We start from the raw sequence: 15,177 nt of genomic DNA on the forward strand, positions 1-15,177 counted from the left end.
AGCGACGCCGATGATGCCCCTGCGCGCGCGGATCGCCGCAGCGGTCGTAGCAATCATCGGACTGCTGCTGGTCCTTGCCGCCATCATGGCGGATCAGGCGTGGTTCGACGCGCATTTCCTGCCGGTATTCTTCATCACGCGCGACGACTTCCTGCTGGGGACATGGCTGGCCCGCCTCGCCGTGGGTGGATTGGGACTGGCGCTGCTTTTTCCGCTGCGCCCGGTCATCCGCAGGGCCTTTGCCCGACAAGGATGGAAGGACCTGCTTCCGCAAATCCTCGCTCTTGCACTGGCCTTGATACTGGCGCTCGGCACAGGCGAATTGCTGTTGCGCCTGCGCTCGCCCCGCGCTGCTGAAGAAGATCCACCGCAACAGGAACCGTTGCGCCACCATGATCCGATACTCGGCTGGACCTTCGTGCCCGGTCGCTCGGCACAGGCGATGGAGGGCGGGCGGATGATCGACTATGCCTTCGACCCCCATGGCTTTCGCGTCCGCAGCCTTGCCGAGCCGGTCGATCCGCGAAAACCCAGCATTCTCTTTGCGGGCGAGTCCGTCATGGAGGGCTTTGGTCTGCAATGGCAGGAAAGCATCGGCGCGCGGACCGCCGCCCTGCTGGGGCTTCAGCCGGTCAACATGGGCGTGAACGGCTATGCCGACGATCAGATTTATGGACGGCTGAAGCGGGAATTGCCGCGCTTTGCCCGGCCGGTGGCCGTCGTCATCCTCTTTGCGCCGGGCCTCATGTTCCGCGACGACGACATCGACAGGCCGCATCTCGGCCCGCATCTGAACTGGCACCCGGCGGAGCACCGGCTGCGTCTGCTCAGGCTGCTGGATTTTTATGTGCCCTATCATAGCAGCGCGGCCATGGAACGACTCGTCCGTCAGGTTCGGGACCAGTTGACGGCCAGCGTGGAACTGGCGCGCGCGCATCATGCAGCCGTGCTGATACTCGTTCCGCATTTCGGTGCCATCGACCGACGGGAGGCGCTGCTCCGCCGACGGATATTGGATGAAGGACGCATCCCCTATCTCTGGCTTGAGCTGGACCCGGCATGGCGGCTGCCCGACGACCCGCATCCCGACGCCAGGGGAGCGGATGTCATGGCGCAGGCGATTGCCGAACGGCTGAAACAGGCAAGGCTGCGCGCCGGAAAGGATCAGAACATATAGGCGATGCTGGCGAGCACGGTCGTTCGGTCGGGGCGCTGCTCATAATAGTCGGCGTTGCGGCCGCCGCCTGTCAGGGCCAATTGCACCTCAAAATCTCCCGCCTGTTTCGCCAGGCTCACGCGCCAGTCCCGATGCACTTTCCTGCCGTCAGGGGGCAGTTGACCGGCCATTTGGAACAGCGCGCCCGCATGAGCGCCAATTTGCCAGTCGCGCACGGGGCTGAAGGCGGCATTTATCTCACCATAGATTGTCTGGACATCGGATCGGAAATAATCCGGGCTGTAGGCGATGCGCGCGGACAGATGGCCCGACGCGACCCCTGCGTAAAATTCGGTATAATGGGCATTCTCGCCCCCGCTATAATAGTCCGTATAGCCGGACGCGACGATGCCGATGTCGATGGCCGGACCGGATCGTAGTTTCCAGGCGTGGCCGATATTGCCCTTGATGTTGAGGGGATGCGGCCCATCAGAGGTCAGCACCGCCGTCGCGGACCCCGCCAGGTAAAAACCTGACACATCGTCATAGGTCATGTCCAGAGTGGCGACCGGATGGCCGTTGCTCAACGACTGGCCGCGAAACCGGTCGTCGCTGGCAAGGGACAGGCTGGTCCCTATCTCCGCCCGCGCCGGGATGGACAGGCCGGAAAGCAGCAGCAACAGGGACCATGCAGCCGTCCGCATGGCGTCATGGCGGCGCGATGGCGGCGATCTTCGGGGCGCGGGCGCAGGCGCAGTCACAGGGGCCGGACAGATGCAGCAGCGACGCGCAGGCGTCTATCGCGCCGCCATCCGCCCGCGCCGCGACCAAGGTCGGGCGATCGCCACGCACCGGCCGTCCAGCCCGCAGAAGCGCGAGGAGGCCGCTGACATGGGCCGCCGCATAGGAACTGCCATTGACCAGAGTCCATCGTCCCCCCGGCTGCGTGGTAGGCACGTCACGTCCGGGCGCAGTGTAGACGCCATGGACCGATGCGGCCAGAGCTTCGTCCGAAACGGCGATCACCCCGGGCTGGGACGCGGGAAAGCCGCCCTTGGGAAGTGTCAGGTCGAAGGCCGCGACCACCCCGGCGCCTCGCGCGATCGCAAGCGCTATCAACCGGCCCAGCAGCATATCCTGCGGTCCCGCCAGACTGAGGTTGATGACCTGCGCTCTGTTCTCGATGGCGAAATGCAGCGCCTTGGCAAGGCTCAGGCTGTCGCAGAGCGTGGCGGTTGAACCGGTCCGTTGCCAGCAGGCACGCAGCGCCATCAGGCGGGCCTGCGGCGCGACGCCGACAATGCCGACGCCATTATTGGCCTTGGCCGCGATGACACCGGCGACAGCCGTGCCATGCTGTTCCACAGCGGCCGGATGATCTGCAACGAAATTCCGGTTGATCGCGACCTGTCCGGCAAGGTCGGGATGCCGCCCATCAACGCCACTGTCGATCACCGCTATGGTAACGCCCTTGCCGACGGATAGCTGGTGCAGGTCGGCCAGCCGCCAGAGCCGCGCATCGGGCTGGGCGGGGAAGAGCGGATCATTATAAGCGGACGGATTGCCCCGGGCGTTATAGAGGTGCATCGGTTCGGCAAAGACCACGGCCGGGTCGCTGGACACCTGTTGCACGGCATCGGCGACCGATTGGGGTTCGGGCACCGTCATGATGAAGCAATCGAGGTCAAGCAGCGGCATGGGCCATTCATCGGCCAGTTTCAGGCCATGGTGCCGCGCGATCCGCTCGGCCTCATGGCGGCGGGCGCTGCGCGCCTGAATATCCCCGTAACCGCCGCCATAGCCATGGTTGAGGCGCATATGGTCCGGGGGAAGGCGGGTCAGGACCAGGATCTGGCGAGGGGCCGCGTCAGTCTCCGCCATCTGGGCGTGGACCGGGGAAAGGGCAGGCAGCAGCAGCGCCGCGCAGAGCGAAAGCCAAGTGCCCAGCGTGGCCAGGCGACGGATCATGGCTGGCCCTCTCCATCCAGAGGTTGCGCCAGCACAATGTCCTGCTGCCCGCGCAGCGCCTTCAGGATCATGTCCCTGTCCTGCGGCGCGACTTGCAGCACATAGGCCCCCGCCGCCGTCGGCCCGTCGACCAGCCGGGCGCGCTGGGCGGTCAGCAGCCGGCGCAGATTTTCCTCCCGGCTGTCGGGCCGGAAGATCACAATGACATTGCCCGGACGGGCGGCGACGGTTGACCCGAGGGCGTGGTAGGGCGCAGGCGGGCCTTGCGGCAGCAGGAGCATGGCCACCGATGCGGCCAAAGCGACCTGTCCGGCCAGCAGCCAGCCGAATTTCCCCGGCCATGCCAGCAGCCGGAGGAAGGCCGCGCCCCTGCGCCCTTGCTCATGCCGGATGGGCGCGATGCGGCGGCGAAGCACGCTGAAATCCGCTCCTCCGTCGAGGACGAGACCGGCAATCCCGGCCGCCAGCTCCCGCTCCGTCGCCAGTTCCTCCCGGCATTGGGCGCAATCTGAAAGATGTGCCGCAACCAGATCATGGTCGGCCGGATCGAGCCGGCCCGTCACATACCAGGGCAGCAACTGTTGCGTGTCCCGGTGCGGATCGCGATGCAGTCGAATGATGTTGGCCATCGCTCCTATCCTATAGCCAGTCAGCCGGTTCGCCCGCCAGCAGACGCCGCAGATGCCGCCTGGCGTGAAACATCCGCGTTTTGATCGTATCGACGGGACAGCCCATGATCTCGGCAATCTCGCGATAGCCCATCTGATGGAAATAGGTCAGATCGACGACCGTGCGATGATCGACCGACAATTGTTCCATGGCTTGTTGCAGGGACTGGCCCACGCGCGTCCGGTTCAGATGTTCGTCGGGCGTCTCCTCCTCGCTCGCGCGATTTTCCGCCTGGATGTCCTCCACCGGGTCGTCCCTGCGGCGCAGCGCTTTCATGGCCTTGTGATAGGCTATGGCGAAGATCCAGGTCGAAAGTCTGCTCGCGCCGCGATAGCTGGCCGGCTTTTCCCACACCGCCATCATCGTATCGTTCAGCACCTCTTCCACGATATGCGGCTGGTGCACGATGTGGAGGAGAAAGCGGGTCAGACGCGCGTGATAGCGATGGTACAGTTCTTCGAAAGCATGGACGTCGCGGGCGCAGATCCGGACGATCAGGCGACCGTCGCCGGACTGGTCCCCGTCCGGTTCCCGAACATGCCGACCGATCGCCAATCTTCCGATCAAGTCCCGTCTCCCTGCCGTCGGGGAATAAGTGTCCTGCAGCCGTGGAAAAGTTCAACCGGCGGCGGACGAGCCACAGATAGCCTGTGAACCGAACGCTGCCCCGGCAGCACATAGGATAAACCCTCCCGGGAGTTTTCGCCACGGCGTCGCAACAGATGCAGGTTGAACAATGACCAGACCCATTGCCCATATCCATGCGGTCGGAACGGCCGTGCCGGGACATGACATCCATCATGCCTTTCTGAACTGGGCGGACGGGCGCCTTGCCGACCCCCATGACCGGGCGCTGTTCCGCCGCATGGCCGCGCGGTCGGGCATCGAGCATCGCTGGTCGGTCCTGCCCCGTGCCACCGACGGCGGATCGCCGGTGGAACCGGGTGGCTTCTATCATGGCGCAACCTTGCCCTCGACCGGCGCGCGGATGGCCGTCTATGCGCAGGCGGCGCCACGGTTGGCGCAGGAAGCTGTCGAGGCCCTGCGGCAGAAAATCACCCTCGACGGCATCACCCATCTGGTGGTGGCAAGCTGTACCGGCTTTGTCGCGCCGGGGATCGACCAGATGCTGATCGACCGGCTCGGGCTCAGCCCGTCCGTCGAAAGGACGCTGGTGGGTTTCATGGGCTGTTATGCCGCCGTCGCCGCATTGCGGGTTGCCGACTATATCGCCCGATCGGATGACGAGGCGCGGGTTCTGGTCGTGACCGTCGAGCTGTCCTCCTTGCACCTGACGGCGGGATGCAGCATCGAATTCCTGCTCGCGGGCCTCCAGTTCGGCGATGGTGCGGCGGCGGCGCTGGTGAGCGCAACGCCGGGCGGGCTGGCGCTTTCCCATTTCTTCTGCGCCACCCTGCCCGACAGCGCGGAGCTGATCCGGTGGATCATTGGCGACACGGGGTTCGAAATGACCCTTTCGGGCCAGGTGCCGGGCCGGATCGCGGACGGGCTTCGCGATCCTGCGATCCGGGCCACCATATTGCAGGACTGGGCGCCGACAGAACTTGTCTGGGCGGTGCATCCGGGCGGTCGCTCCATCCTTGACGCGGTTGCTGCCGCGCTTGCGTTGCCGGCGGATGCACTCGCTGCGTCCCGGTCGGTGCTGGCGCGCTTTGGCAACATGTCTTCAGCGACATTGATGTTCGTGCTGGCGGAGTTGATGGAGCAGCCCGGCCCCTTTGACGGCGCGGCGCTGGCATTCGGCCCCGGTCTCGCCGCGGAGGGTTTCCGATTTGCAGGGGGATAAGCGGAAATCGCGCTGCCGGTCCGCCTATTGAACGATGACAGTGCCCTTCATGCCGAAGCTGCTGTGCATGAAATGCGAACAATGGCTTTCATATGTGCCCGCCTGTCCCGGCACCAGAAGGATGTCCACCGATTGCCCGCCATGTAAAGCGAGTTCGCCATCTTTCACCTTGCCGCGATCTTCGGGGGCTATGGCGCTGCTGGCGAAGAAGGATTTCGCCACGAAATTGTGGCCGCCCGATGCGCTGTTCACGAAATGAAGCCGGTAACTTTGCCCCCGCTGGAGTGTCAGGGTCGACGGCGTGAAGCGGAAGTTGGACAGGGTGACCGTCACGGTCTGGACCTGTCCGGCCGGCTGGGCGGCGGCCATCGCACTGCACAGGGCCAGCATGACCAGAGCCGGAACTTTCAGATGGCGCATAATCGCCTCCCTCACATGACATATGGGTTCAGTGCCCGCTGCGCATGATCCGGTTCAAATCGATCGTGCCGCCGATGAACCATATCCCTGCTGCCCGGCACTAAGATCGCGACCGTCCGCTCTGTGAGGAGTCGTGGTTCATGACGTCGCTGCTGCAACCGCTTTACTGGGCGATCTGGGTACAGCCCCGCACCCGCGCCCGGAAGCTGCTGGAATTTGGCGAGGTGGAATTGCAGGGCGGGCGGGACCTTGTGCGCGCGGCGGAACTGACGCGCGATTCCCGGCTACGGCGCCTGTTCCTTGCCCATGCGCGGGACGAGCAGCGCCACGCCAGCCTGTTCCGCGCCCGCGGGCTGGCTTTGCTCGACGGGCGGCCGCAGGCGGCGGGAAAGTCCATGATGGATTGGATGGCGCCGGGTGAGCGGGGCCTCGACGATCTGCGGGTGGAGGAAGAGGAGGACGGTTCGTTGTTGGCCTTCATCCACCTTTCCGAAAGTGCGGCGGCGCGGGATTTCGCCCTCTACAGCCGCGTTCTGGGCCATGACCCCCCGACCCAGGCGGTGTTCGATCGCATCCTTCGCGACGAGGAGTCCCATATGCGCTATTCCCTTGCGGAACTTGACCGGGTCGCGCCGGGGCATCGCCGCATCCTTTTGTGGAAGGCGCGGCTATCCCGTCTGTGGAAAGCCTATCTGCGGCTGGCGACGGCGCTGGCAGGCATCATCGCCACCATCATCCTGACGGCGCAATATTTCATCCTGCTACCTCCTTTCGCTTTCTTCGCCAAGCGTGCGGCGATGATGGAACGGACCGGTTGGACCCCGATCCCGGCTGACAGCGACCATGATGGTGGAGGGGAATTTGGACCATGAAGATATTGGGCATTTCCGCGCATTATCATGACTCGGCCGCAGCGCTGTTGATCGACGGCCTGCCGGTCGCGGCGGTTCAGGAAGAAAGGATGTCGCGTCGCAAGAATGACGCCGCCTTCCCGATCGGCGCGATCGAATGGTGCCTGGAGCGGGGCGGCATCCAGCCGGAGGATCTGGACTCGGTCATCTTCTATGAGCGGCCTGCCCTGAAATTCGACCGGGTGCTGACCTCCTGCCTGCGGAGCTTCCCGCAAAGCTGGCGCTCCTTCCCACGGGCGATGAAGAATATGCTGGGCGAGAAGCTCTGGGTCCGGGGCGTCATCGCGGCGCAGCTTGGCATCCCGCGGAACAGGATAGGCTTCACCAGCCACCATCTCTCCCACGCGGCGGCAGCCTTCCTGACCGCGCCATGCCGCCGGGCCGCCATCTTCACGGCGGATGGCGTTGGTGAATGGGCGACCATGACGGTCGGTCAGGGAGAAAAGTGCGATGACGGGTCCACCTACGTCCGGCTGTTCCGGGAACTGCGCTTTCCCCATTCGCTTGGGCTCTTCTATTCGGCCTTCACCGCCTATCTGGGCTTCGCCGTCAATGAGGGCGAATATAAGGTCATGGGCCTTGCTGCCTATGGCACGCCCAATCGGGTCGACGATGTCCGCCGCGTGATCCTGCGCACGGCCGATGGCGCCATTGAGCTGGATACCGATTATTTCGATTTCCAGAGCCGGGTGGAAACCTCCTTTTCTCAGGCGTTCACCGACTTGTTCGGCCCGCCGCGCGCGCCCCATCATCCCATCGATCTCAGCACGGCGGAGGGGCGCCGCTTCGCGGACATCGCCGCCAGCGCGCAGCGGGTGCTGGAGGAGATCATGGTCGACATCGCCCGGTCGCTGCATCGCGAAACGGGGTTTGACGATCTCTGTCTGGGCGGGGGCGTCGCGCTCAATGGCGTGGCCAATGCCCGGATGCTGGCCGAATCCGGTTTCAAGCGGATTTTCGTGCCCCCGGCACCGGGCGATGCGGGTTGCGCGCTGGGCGCGGCGCTGATCGCGGACCGCATCCATTTCCGCCAGCCGCATCGTGCCTTCCCCGACCATCCCTTCTGGGGGCCGCAGGTGGACCAGGCCGAACTTGCCCGTCTGGCACGCGAGGATGGGCTGGCCGTGACCGAGATGACCGACCAGTCCATGCTGGACGCGACAGCGGACGCCCTGTGGCAGGGCGAGATCGTCGGCTGGATGGACGGCGCGCTGGAATTTGGTCCCCGGGCGCTTGGCCATCGTAGCATCTTCGCTGCCCCCCATGATGCGGAGATGCGCGACCGGCTCAATCGCGACATCAAATATCGGGAAGAGTTCCGCCCCTTCGCCCCGGTCGTGCTGACGGAGCATGGACGGCGTTATTTCGATCTTTCGCCCGGAGCGGACCGGCTGGGCCGGTTCATGTCCGGCGTCTTCCCGGTGCGCCCGGAATGGCGCGACAGGCTGGCCGCCGTCACCCATGTGGACGGCACGGCGCGCGTGCAGTTGCTGGACCCCGCCATGGAACCCCGGCTCGCCCGGTTGCTGGAGTTGTACGGCGCCAGAAGCGGCCTTCCGGTCCTGCTCAACACCTCCTTCAACCTTGCGGGCGAGCCGATCGTGAACAGTGCGGCGGAAGGATATTCCACCTTCCGCCGTTGTGGCATCGACCTGCTGATCGCCGGCACTGTCGCTGTGCGCAAGCGGCATGGACAGGGTTTGAGCTTGCAGGAGGCCGCAGCATGATCAGGAAGAAAAGCCGCATCATGCGACAGTGGATCATCTTTCGCAGCGCGTTCGGTACGGCGGGGGAACTGGTCCAGGGCGTCTGGCAGTCGCCGTCCCGGCGGCGATGGATGATACCGCTGATCCTGTTCCTGTGCCTCAACGGCCTGATCCTGACGCTGGCCGCCGGTGTCGAGGCGCTGGCGCCGTTCGTCTATTCCATTTTCTGACGCGGCGATGGATGCGATTTTCCAACCCCTGCTGGCTTGCCCCGCCTGCGCCGGGGCGCTGACACTGGATTGGCGATGCGCCAGTTGCGACGCGGCCTATGCGGTGAGCGAGGATGTGGCGGATTTGCGGCTGCCGGGCGATGAACGGACCGAAACCGTGCGCGCCTTTTATACCGAGGCGCCCTTCCCGGGTTACCCGCCCCATGCCAGCCTGAGTTGGCTGCGCGCGCGCGCCGGTCTCAGCCCGTTCGCCCGTGCGCTCGACCGGGCGATCGCGCCCGATGCGCGGATCGCCGAAATAGGATGCGGCACGGGGCAGATGAGCCTCTATCTCGCTCATGGCGACCGTGTCGTCATCGGCGCCGATCTGACGCGCGCCTCTCTTCTGCTCGCGACCGGTGCGGCAAAGGATTTCGGCATCGGACGCGCGCTTTTCGTCGAGACGGACCTGTTCGCGCCGGGCCTGCGCGACAGCGCCTTCGATGTCGTCTATTGTTCCGGGGTGCTGCATCACACGCCTGATCCACGGGCCGCCTTTCGCCGGATCGCGAGGCTGGCGCGGCCGGGCGGGATGATCGTCATCGGCCTTTACAATGGCTTTGCGCGCATCCCCCTGCGCCTGCGCCGGATCGTGGCCCGGCTGACGGCAGGCCGATGGATTCCGGGCGACCCGGTCCTGAAGGATCGGACCACGGAGGCCGAGCGCCATCGCGCCTGGCTGCGCGATCAATATTGCCACCCGCTGGAGCATTGCCACACCCTTGCCGAAGTGCGCCGCTGGTTCGGGGAAAACGGCATTACCTATGTCAGAAGCTATCCATCAGCCCTGTTGGGTGGATCGGAAGCCGACGCGCTTCTTGCCGACCAGACGGGCGGCTGGTTCCTGGAGGAATGGATCACCCAATGTAAGTGGATGACATCGATCGGCAGGGAAGGGGGATTGTTCGTGACCGTCGGCATTGCCTGACGCACCATCCTTCGTTGCACGATGCGCCCGCGCCGTCAATTGACTGTAACAGGTGTTTGGTATATTGATTGCGCCGCGCTTTGAGGAGAGGCTCCGATGTTCAACTATGTTCCCCCGATCGACGATTACCGCTTTCTGCTGACGGATGTCCTAGGCTTCGACGGGGCGATGGCGGAGATGGGCAAGGAGGTCGATGCGGACCTCGCCGCTGCGGTGCTGGAGGAAGCGGGGCGGATGTGCGCCGATCGGCTGCACCCCATCAACCGCCATGGCGATGAGGAGGGGAGCCGCCTGATCGATGGCAATGTGGAAACCCCGGCGGGCTTTGCCGAGGCGTGGCGCGATTTCGCGGCGGCGGGCTGGGCCTCGCTGTCGGCTGATCCGGCGCATGGCGGGCAGGGGCTGCCTTTCATCCTTCAGCTCTGGCTGGATGAGATGATGGCGGCGGCGAACCTGTCCTTCGGCCTGTTTCCGGGGCTGACGCGCGGGGCTTGCGAAGCGATCTCGGCGCATGCGGGCGATGGCCTCAAGGCCGCCTATCTGCCGCGCATGGTGAGCGGCGAATGGACCGGCGCCATGGCGCTGACCGAAAGCAGCGCGGGCACGGACCTTGCGCTGCTGAAGACCAAGGCAGTGTCCCAGGGCGATGGCAGCTTTGCCGTCACCGGGCAGAAGATCTTCATTTCCTCGGGCGATCATGATTTCGGCGGCAATATCGTTCATCTGGTGCTGGCGCGCCTGCCTGATGCGCCCGCCGGGGTGAAGGGGATCAGCCTGTTCCTGGTGCCCAAGTTCCTGCCCGATGCGGGGGGTGATTTCACCGTTCGTAACGGCATGTCGGTCGGCGCGCTGGAAAAGAAGATGGGCATTCATGCGCAGCCGACCTGCGTGATGAATTATGACGGCGCGACCGGCTGGCTGGTGGGCGAACCGAACAAGGGTCTGGCCGCCATGTTCACCATGATGAATGCCGAGCGGCTGATGGTCGGCATTCAGGGGCTGGGCATTGCGGGGGCCGCCTATCAGCAGGCCGCCGGCTATGCGAAGGAGCGGCTGCAGGGGCGCAGCGCCGATGGCGCACGGAACCCGGTGGCGATCATCGAGCATGCCGATGTGCGGCGGATGCTGCTCAATATCCGCGCCTTTGTGGAGGCGGGACGCGCGCTGGCCGGGTGGACGGCGTTGCAGCTCGACCGGGCGCATCATCACCCCGACGCGACGGAACGGGCGAAGGCGGATGCGCTGGTCGCGCTGCTGACTCCGGTGGTGAAGGCGGGCTTCACCGATTTCGGCTTTGAGAGCGCGGTGCAGGCGCAGCAGGTGTTCGGCGGCCATGGCTACATCCGCGAATGGGGCATGGAGCAATATGTCCGCGATGCGCGGATCGCCCAGATTTATGAGGGCACCAATGGCGTGCAGGCGATGGATCTGGTCGGGCGCAAGCTGCCGCTGGCTGGTGGCGCGGTGGTCGAGGGCTTTTTCGCGTCTGTAGCGGCGGATCTGGCGGCGGCCGGGGGTTTGACGATCGCGGCGAAAACGCAGGAGGCGTTGGCGTTGCTGCGCGCCACGACGGCTTCGCTGCAGGGCGCCGGCACCGATGCGGCGGGCGCGGCGGCGGTCGACTATCTGCGGTTCTTCGCACTGGTGGCCATGGGGTGGATGTGGACGCGCATGGCCGCCGCAGCGCAGGGCGGCGACAGCCCGCTGCATGAAGCGAAGCGTACCGTCGCGGACTATTTCGCGGCGCGGATGCTGCCGCAGGCGCAAGGCCTTGCGGCAAGCATCGCTTCGGGTGAGGGCGCCGTCATGGCGCTGTCTGCTGACGCTTTCTAAGGGAGTTATCGGCTGGGCCGGTTCATCGCCGGCCCCAGTTCAAGTTGCAGGCACTCGACCACCTGCTGCACCTTCGGCATCAGATGGCGGCGCTGCGGATACACGGCCCAGATCGGCTCATCCTCCGGCTGCACATCTTCCAGCAGCAGTTCGACCATGCCGTGTTTCAGATGCGGCAGGATGTAGAAATCGGGGAGTTGGCAGATGCCGAGGCCAGCGATGCACGCCTCCATCACGGCATGGCCGCTGTTGCAGCGGAAGCGGCCCTGGGGGCGATGGATGACATCCTGCCCGTCGACCTTGAAATGCCAGGTAGCGCTGGTCCCGGTGATGCACTCGTGCCGTTCGAGTGCGTCCACCGTTGTCGGACGACCCGCTTGCGCGAGATAGTTCGGCGCCGCGCAGGTGTAGAGCGTTCGGGATGCGACCCGAGCGCCGATCAGGCGCGGGTCGGTGATCGCGCCTGTCCGTACCGCCAGATCATAGCCTTCCGCCACCAGATCGACGACGCGATTGGACAGGTCGATAGACAAAGCGAGCCGGGGATGGCGCATTGCGAAGCGGCGGATGATCGGCGCCACGAAGCGCTCGCCCATGGCGGTCGAGCAGGTGACACGCAATTCCCCCTGCGGTTCGCTTTGTTCGGAAATGAGCGCAATGGCCTCGTCCCGTTCCTGCGCGATCCGGGCGCAGCGGTCGAAGAATACGCGGCCCGTGTCGGTCAGGCGGACGGTCCGGGTCGTGCGGTGAAACAGTTGCGCCTGTACCCGCTGTTCCAGGGCCATGATAGCGCGGCTGACATGCGTGGGCGAAACGCCCAGCGCTTTCGCTCCGCGCGTGAAGGAGCCTGCCGTTGCCACGGCAATGAATTCGTCGATACCGGCCCAGGCGGGCATGCCATTATCCCATCATGGTAACAATCGATTGCTGAATGGCAGGATTATAACATCGATATCAAGGAAAGAAATCGGGGTGAGGCGCTCTATCGCGGGCGCAATGTCCTTTCGAAAAAGGCCAGTGTAGCCTCCAGCGCCTGTGCATTGGCGCGGTGCGTGTCCGCATCGGTTTTGCCGACAAAGCCATGATCGACGCCAGGAATATAGATGGCGTCGACCGGCGTATGTGCGGCCTTGAGCGCGGATTTGAACTCCTGCGTTTGCGAGACGGCCACCAATGTATCGGCAAGGCCGTGGATCAGCAGCATCGGCGGATCCTGCGCATCGACATAGGTGATGGGGCTGGCGAAGCGGAGCACCTCCCCGGAGCATTGGTCCGGGCAACCAAGATAGGGCGCGGGACCCGTCTGGCCCGGCGGAGTGGGCACTGTCGCGAAATCATGCACGCCATACCAGGATACGCCCGCCTGTACGCAATCGGACATGGCTGCCAGATCGGGTGTGTTGGGGTCGGCGGGTGGTTGCAGCTTGGCGATGCCGCAACTGGTGGAAGCAAGGGCGGCAAGCTGTCCCCCTGCCGATCCGCCGAAAATGCCGACATGGGCGGGGTCGATGCCATAACCACCGGCATGTAGCCGCAGGAAGCGGATGGCGGTTTTGACATCCTGTATCGCGGCCGGAAAATGCGCTTCGCCGTCGAGCCGATATTCGACCGACGCCACGACGAAGCCGCGTGCGGCATATTGCGCAAGCACGGCGGGAAAGTCCCTGATCGGCCCACCATGGCGCTTGGTGCCCGTCATCCATGCGCCGCCATGGACATGGACGATCAGCGGTAATGGCTCTTTGCGGTTTTGCGGGCGGTAAAGGTCCAGCCGCAAGGGACGATAATGGAGTGGCTGGCTGTAGATGATATCAGCCTGCGCAGTGACGCCGCCGGGGAAGCGGGTGGCGGTTTGTGGCCATGGTTCGGGCCGCAGTCGCCCGATCTCGAACTGGATCGGTGGCGGCGCGGCGCCGATCAGCGCCAGAAGGGGAAGGATGCGGAGCCGGTTTTTCGTCATTGCCGGCTTCCGATCAAGGCAATTTCTGGCCGGTGCGGTCTGCCCAGAGCTTCCACCAATAGGCGATCTGCTTTGCGCGGAAATCCGGTACGACGGACGTCTTGCCGTTGATCAGCAGGGGCCCGCGATGCGGCCCCTTATATTCGCTCCAGTGGGGCAGGCTGGGACCATTGGGATTCCCCCTCTTGATGAAATTCGCCCAATAATCCTGCATCATCGTCGCCAGTCGCGCATTTTCGGCATTTTGCGATGCCTTGGCCGCGCCCAGCGTATAGCCGAAATCGGCGCAATGCGGTGCGCCTGCGACCTTCCCGCGCTCGGCGGGCGGGACATAGGCGAAATGATAGGACCAACCAGGCTGCCAGCGCGCTGCAAGGCCCGCCGTCGCGGTCGCGGCCGAGGTGAAGATGAAATCGGTCTGCACCTGCCGCAGCAGTTCGGCCGGGGGGAGTTTCCCTTGCGGGTCATAGATTTTGCGCACCGCGGGGAGGTCGATGCCGAAACGGTCCTTCAGCACCTTTTCATCAAAGCCCATCAGCCCGAAAATGCTCGCCTCATTGCTGGTCGATCCGGCGATATAGGGGACGCGGGCGACATTCCCGTTGGCGAAGGCGACGGCGGTTTCCTGCGGGATCCAATCGCCGTCGACCACCGCGCCGAAATTGGGCGGGCCGGGATCGGCGGCCATGACCGCTGCCGGATCGAGCTTGCGCAGCGCGGCGATGGCGTCCTTGCCCTCGCCGGACACGCCCGCGCGGGCGGCAAAGGCGATGCCTTCCCGTTCCGCCTGTGCTTGCGGGCGGGTGGCGTTGTTGATGCCGCCGCCGCTATGCGCGCTGGCGCGGGCGAAGAGGCCGCGTGCCTTGGGCGTGGCAACCAGCGCATTGATGCTGGAGCCGCCTGCCGAGCAGCCCATGATCGTCACCTTGTCAGGATCGCCGCCGAAGTGCGCGATATTGTTGCGGACCCAGTTCAGACCTGCGACCTGATCCATCAGCCAGTAATTGCCGGTCGGGACCCCCGGCTGCTCCGCGCGCAGGCCGGGATGGGAGAAGAAGCCAAGCCGCCCCAGCCGATAGTTGAGCGACACCACCAATATGCCGCGTTTGGTATAGACCCGTGCGGCATCGTCGAACAGTTCCGCGCCCGAGCCCACGAAGAAGGCGCCGCCATGGATCAGTACCAGCACCGGCATCCTGCCCTTGAGCGAGGGGGTAGCGACATTGATCGACAGGCAATCCTCGCTCTGCTTCGCGCCGCGTTCATTGGGGGTTTCGGGCTGGGGGCAGATCGGGCCGAAATGCGAGGCGTCGAAGGGCGCGGTCCAGGGGACGACTGGACGTGGCGGGGTCCAGCGGTGATCGCCGCCGGTCGTCTGGGCGAAGGGGATGCCCTTGAAGATACCGCCGGTTCCTTGCGCCTGTCCATGTACAGGGCCGGATGCGGTTGTCACCACCGGGCCTTGCGCAGCCGGTGCCGCGATCAGGCTGCCGCCGACAAGCGAAAGGCCGGCCATGCCTGCCCAAAACTGTGCTGCCTTCACATTGCCT

15 protein-coding genes are annotated in these 15,177 nt (G+C 65.0%); 7 read left to right on the top strand and 8 right to left on the bottom strand.

The genetic code is table 11. The annotated features are described in order from the left end of the window. The first annotated feature begins 10 nt into the window (after positions 1 to 10). A complete protein-coding gene (locus HUK73_RS22800; protein WP_176594079.1) occupies positions 11 to 1,177 on the top strand; it encodes an SGNH/GDSL hydrolase family protein in 1,167 nt (388 codons plus the stop codon). Here the strand turns inward: HUK73_RS22800 and HUK73_RS22805 are convergent. The 4 genes from HUK73_RS22805 to HUK73_RS22820 are packed head-to-tail and all read right to left on the bottom strand — an operon-like array spanning position 1,165 to position 4,360. Further along, positions 1,165 to 1,860 carry a TorF family putative porin gene (locus tag HUK73_RS22805; RefSeq protein ID WP_176594080.1) on the bottom strand — a complete coding sequence of 232 codons (696 nt, stop codon included), beginning with the start codon at positions 1,858 to 1,860 and terminating at the stop codon, positions 1,165 to 1,167. The genes HUK73_RS22800 and HUK73_RS22805 overlap by 13 nt on opposite strands. A 4-nt stretch (positions 1,861 to 1,864) precedes the next feature. Beyond that, the gene (locus HUK73_RS22810; protein WP_176594081.1) at positions 1,865 to 3,124 is read right to left on the bottom strand and encodes a S8 family serine peptidase; all 1,260 of its coding nucleotides are present in this window, start codon (positions 3,122 to 3,124) and stop codon (positions 1,865 to 1,867) included. Continuing rightward, the gene (locus HUK73_RS22815; protein WP_176594082.1) at positions 3,121 to 3,753 is read right to left on the bottom strand and encodes an anti-sigma factor; all 633 of its coding nucleotides are present in this window, start codon (positions 3,751 to 3,753) and stop codon (positions 3,121 to 3,123) included. Before HUK73_RS22815 ends, HUK73_RS22810 begins: the two co-directional genes overlap by 4 nt. 10 nt (positions 3,754 to 3,763) lie before the next feature. Next, positions 3,764 to 4,360, bottom strand: a complete 597-nt coding sequence (locus HUK73_RS22820; protein ID WP_255326507.1) for an RNA polymerase sigma factor — start codon at positions 4,358 to 4,360, stop codon at positions 3,764 to 3,766. Between the two features lie 169 nt (positions 4,361 to 4,529). Here HUK73_RS22820 and HUK73_RS22825 point away from each other — a divergent pair, with 169 nt between their 5' ends. Beyond that, positions 4,530 to 5,600 carry a type III polyketide synthase gene (locus HUK73_RS22825; protein ID WP_176594083.1) on the top strand — a complete coding sequence of 357 codons (1,071 nt, stop codon included), beginning with the start codon at positions 4,530 to 4,532 and terminating at the stop codon, positions 5,598 to 5,600. A gap of 24 nt (positions 5,601 to 5,624) precedes the next feature. Here the strand turns inward: HUK73_RS22825 and HUK73_RS22830 are convergent, their stop codons facing one another. Then, positions 5,625 to 6,020, bottom strand: coding sequence for a cupredoxin domain-containing protein (locus HUK73_RS22830; RefSeq protein WP_176594084.1), 396 nt, complete (start codon positions 6,018 to 6,020; stop codon positions 5,625 to 5,627). Between the two features lie 140 nt (positions 6,021 to 6,160). Between HUK73_RS22830 and HUK73_RS22835 the strand changes: the two genes are divergently transcribed. The 5 genes from HUK73_RS22835 to HUK73_RS22855 all read left to right on the top strand — a co-directional run bounded on the left by HUK73_RS22835 (position 6,161) and on the right by HUK73_RS22855 (position 11,667). Then, positions 6,161 to 6,892: a ferritin-like domain-containing protein gene (locus HUK73_RS22835; protein ID WP_176594085.1), complete on the top strand. Its 732-nt coding sequence runs from the start codon at positions 6,161 to 6,163 to the stop codon at positions 6,890 to 6,892. Then, complete coding sequence (locus HUK73_RS22840; protein ID WP_176594086.1) at positions 6,889 to 8,658, top strand: carbamoyltransferase N-terminal domain-containing protein; 1,770 nt, start codon at positions 6,889 to 6,891, stop codon at positions 8,656 to 8,658. Before HUK73_RS22835 ends, HUK73_RS22840 begins: the two co-directional genes overlap by 4 nt. Further along, positions 8,655 to 8,867: a DUF5989 family protein gene (locus HUK73_RS22845; protein WP_176594087.1), complete on the top strand. Its 213-nt coding sequence runs from the start codon at positions 8,655 to 8,657 to the stop codon at positions 8,865 to 8,867. The genes HUK73_RS22840 and HUK73_RS22845 overlap by 4 nt, the downstream gene beginning before the upstream one ends. A gap of 7 nt (positions 8,868 to 8,874) precedes the next feature. Beyond that, positions 8,875 to 9,834: a class I SAM-dependent methyltransferase gene (locus tag HUK73_RS22850; protein ID WP_176594088.1), complete on the top strand. Its 960-nt coding sequence runs from the start codon at positions 8,875 to 8,877 to the stop codon at positions 9,832 to 9,834. 96 nt (positions 9,835 to 9,930) lie between these two features. Beyond that, a complete protein-coding gene (locus tag HUK73_RS22855) occupies positions 9,931 to 11,667 on the top strand; it encodes an acyl-CoA dehydrogenase family protein (protein ID WP_176594089.1) in 1,737 nt (578 codons plus the stop codon). Positions 11,668 to 11,672: 5 nt separating this feature from the next. On the opposite strand, the gene HUK73_RS22860 is transcribed toward HUK73_RS22855, so the two are convergent. The 3 genes from HUK73_RS22860 to HUK73_RS22870 all read right to left on the bottom strand — a co-directional run bounded on the left by HUK73_RS22860 (position 11,673) and on the right by HUK73_RS22870 (position 15,170). Next, on the bottom strand, positions 11,673 to 12,563 hold the full coding sequence (locus HUK73_RS22860; RefSeq protein ID WP_176594090.1) for a LysR substrate-binding domain-containing protein: 891 nt from the start codon (positions 12,561 to 12,563) through the stop codon (positions 11,673 to 11,675). Positions 12,564 to 12,649: 86 nt separating this feature from the next. Beyond that, positions 12,650 to 13,627, bottom strand: coding sequence for an alpha/beta hydrolase (locus HUK73_RS22865; protein WP_176594091.1), 978 nt, complete (start codon positions 13,625 to 13,627; stop codon positions 12,650 to 12,652). Positions 13,628 to 13,640: 13 nt separating this feature from the next. Next, positions 13,641 to 15,170: a carboxylesterase family protein gene (locus HUK73_RS22870; RefSeq protein WP_176594092.1), complete on the bottom strand. Its 1,530-nt coding sequence runs from the start codon at positions 15,168 to 15,170 to the stop codon at positions 13,641 to 13,643. Between the last annotated feature and the right edge of the window lie 7 nt (positions 15,171 to 15,177).

It is taken from the genome of Sphingobium sp. EM0848 (genome assembly GCF_013375555.1).
In the GTDB taxonomy this organism is placed as follows: Bacteria; Pseudomonadota; Alphaproteobacteria; order Sphingomonadales; family Sphingomonadaceae; genus Sphingobium.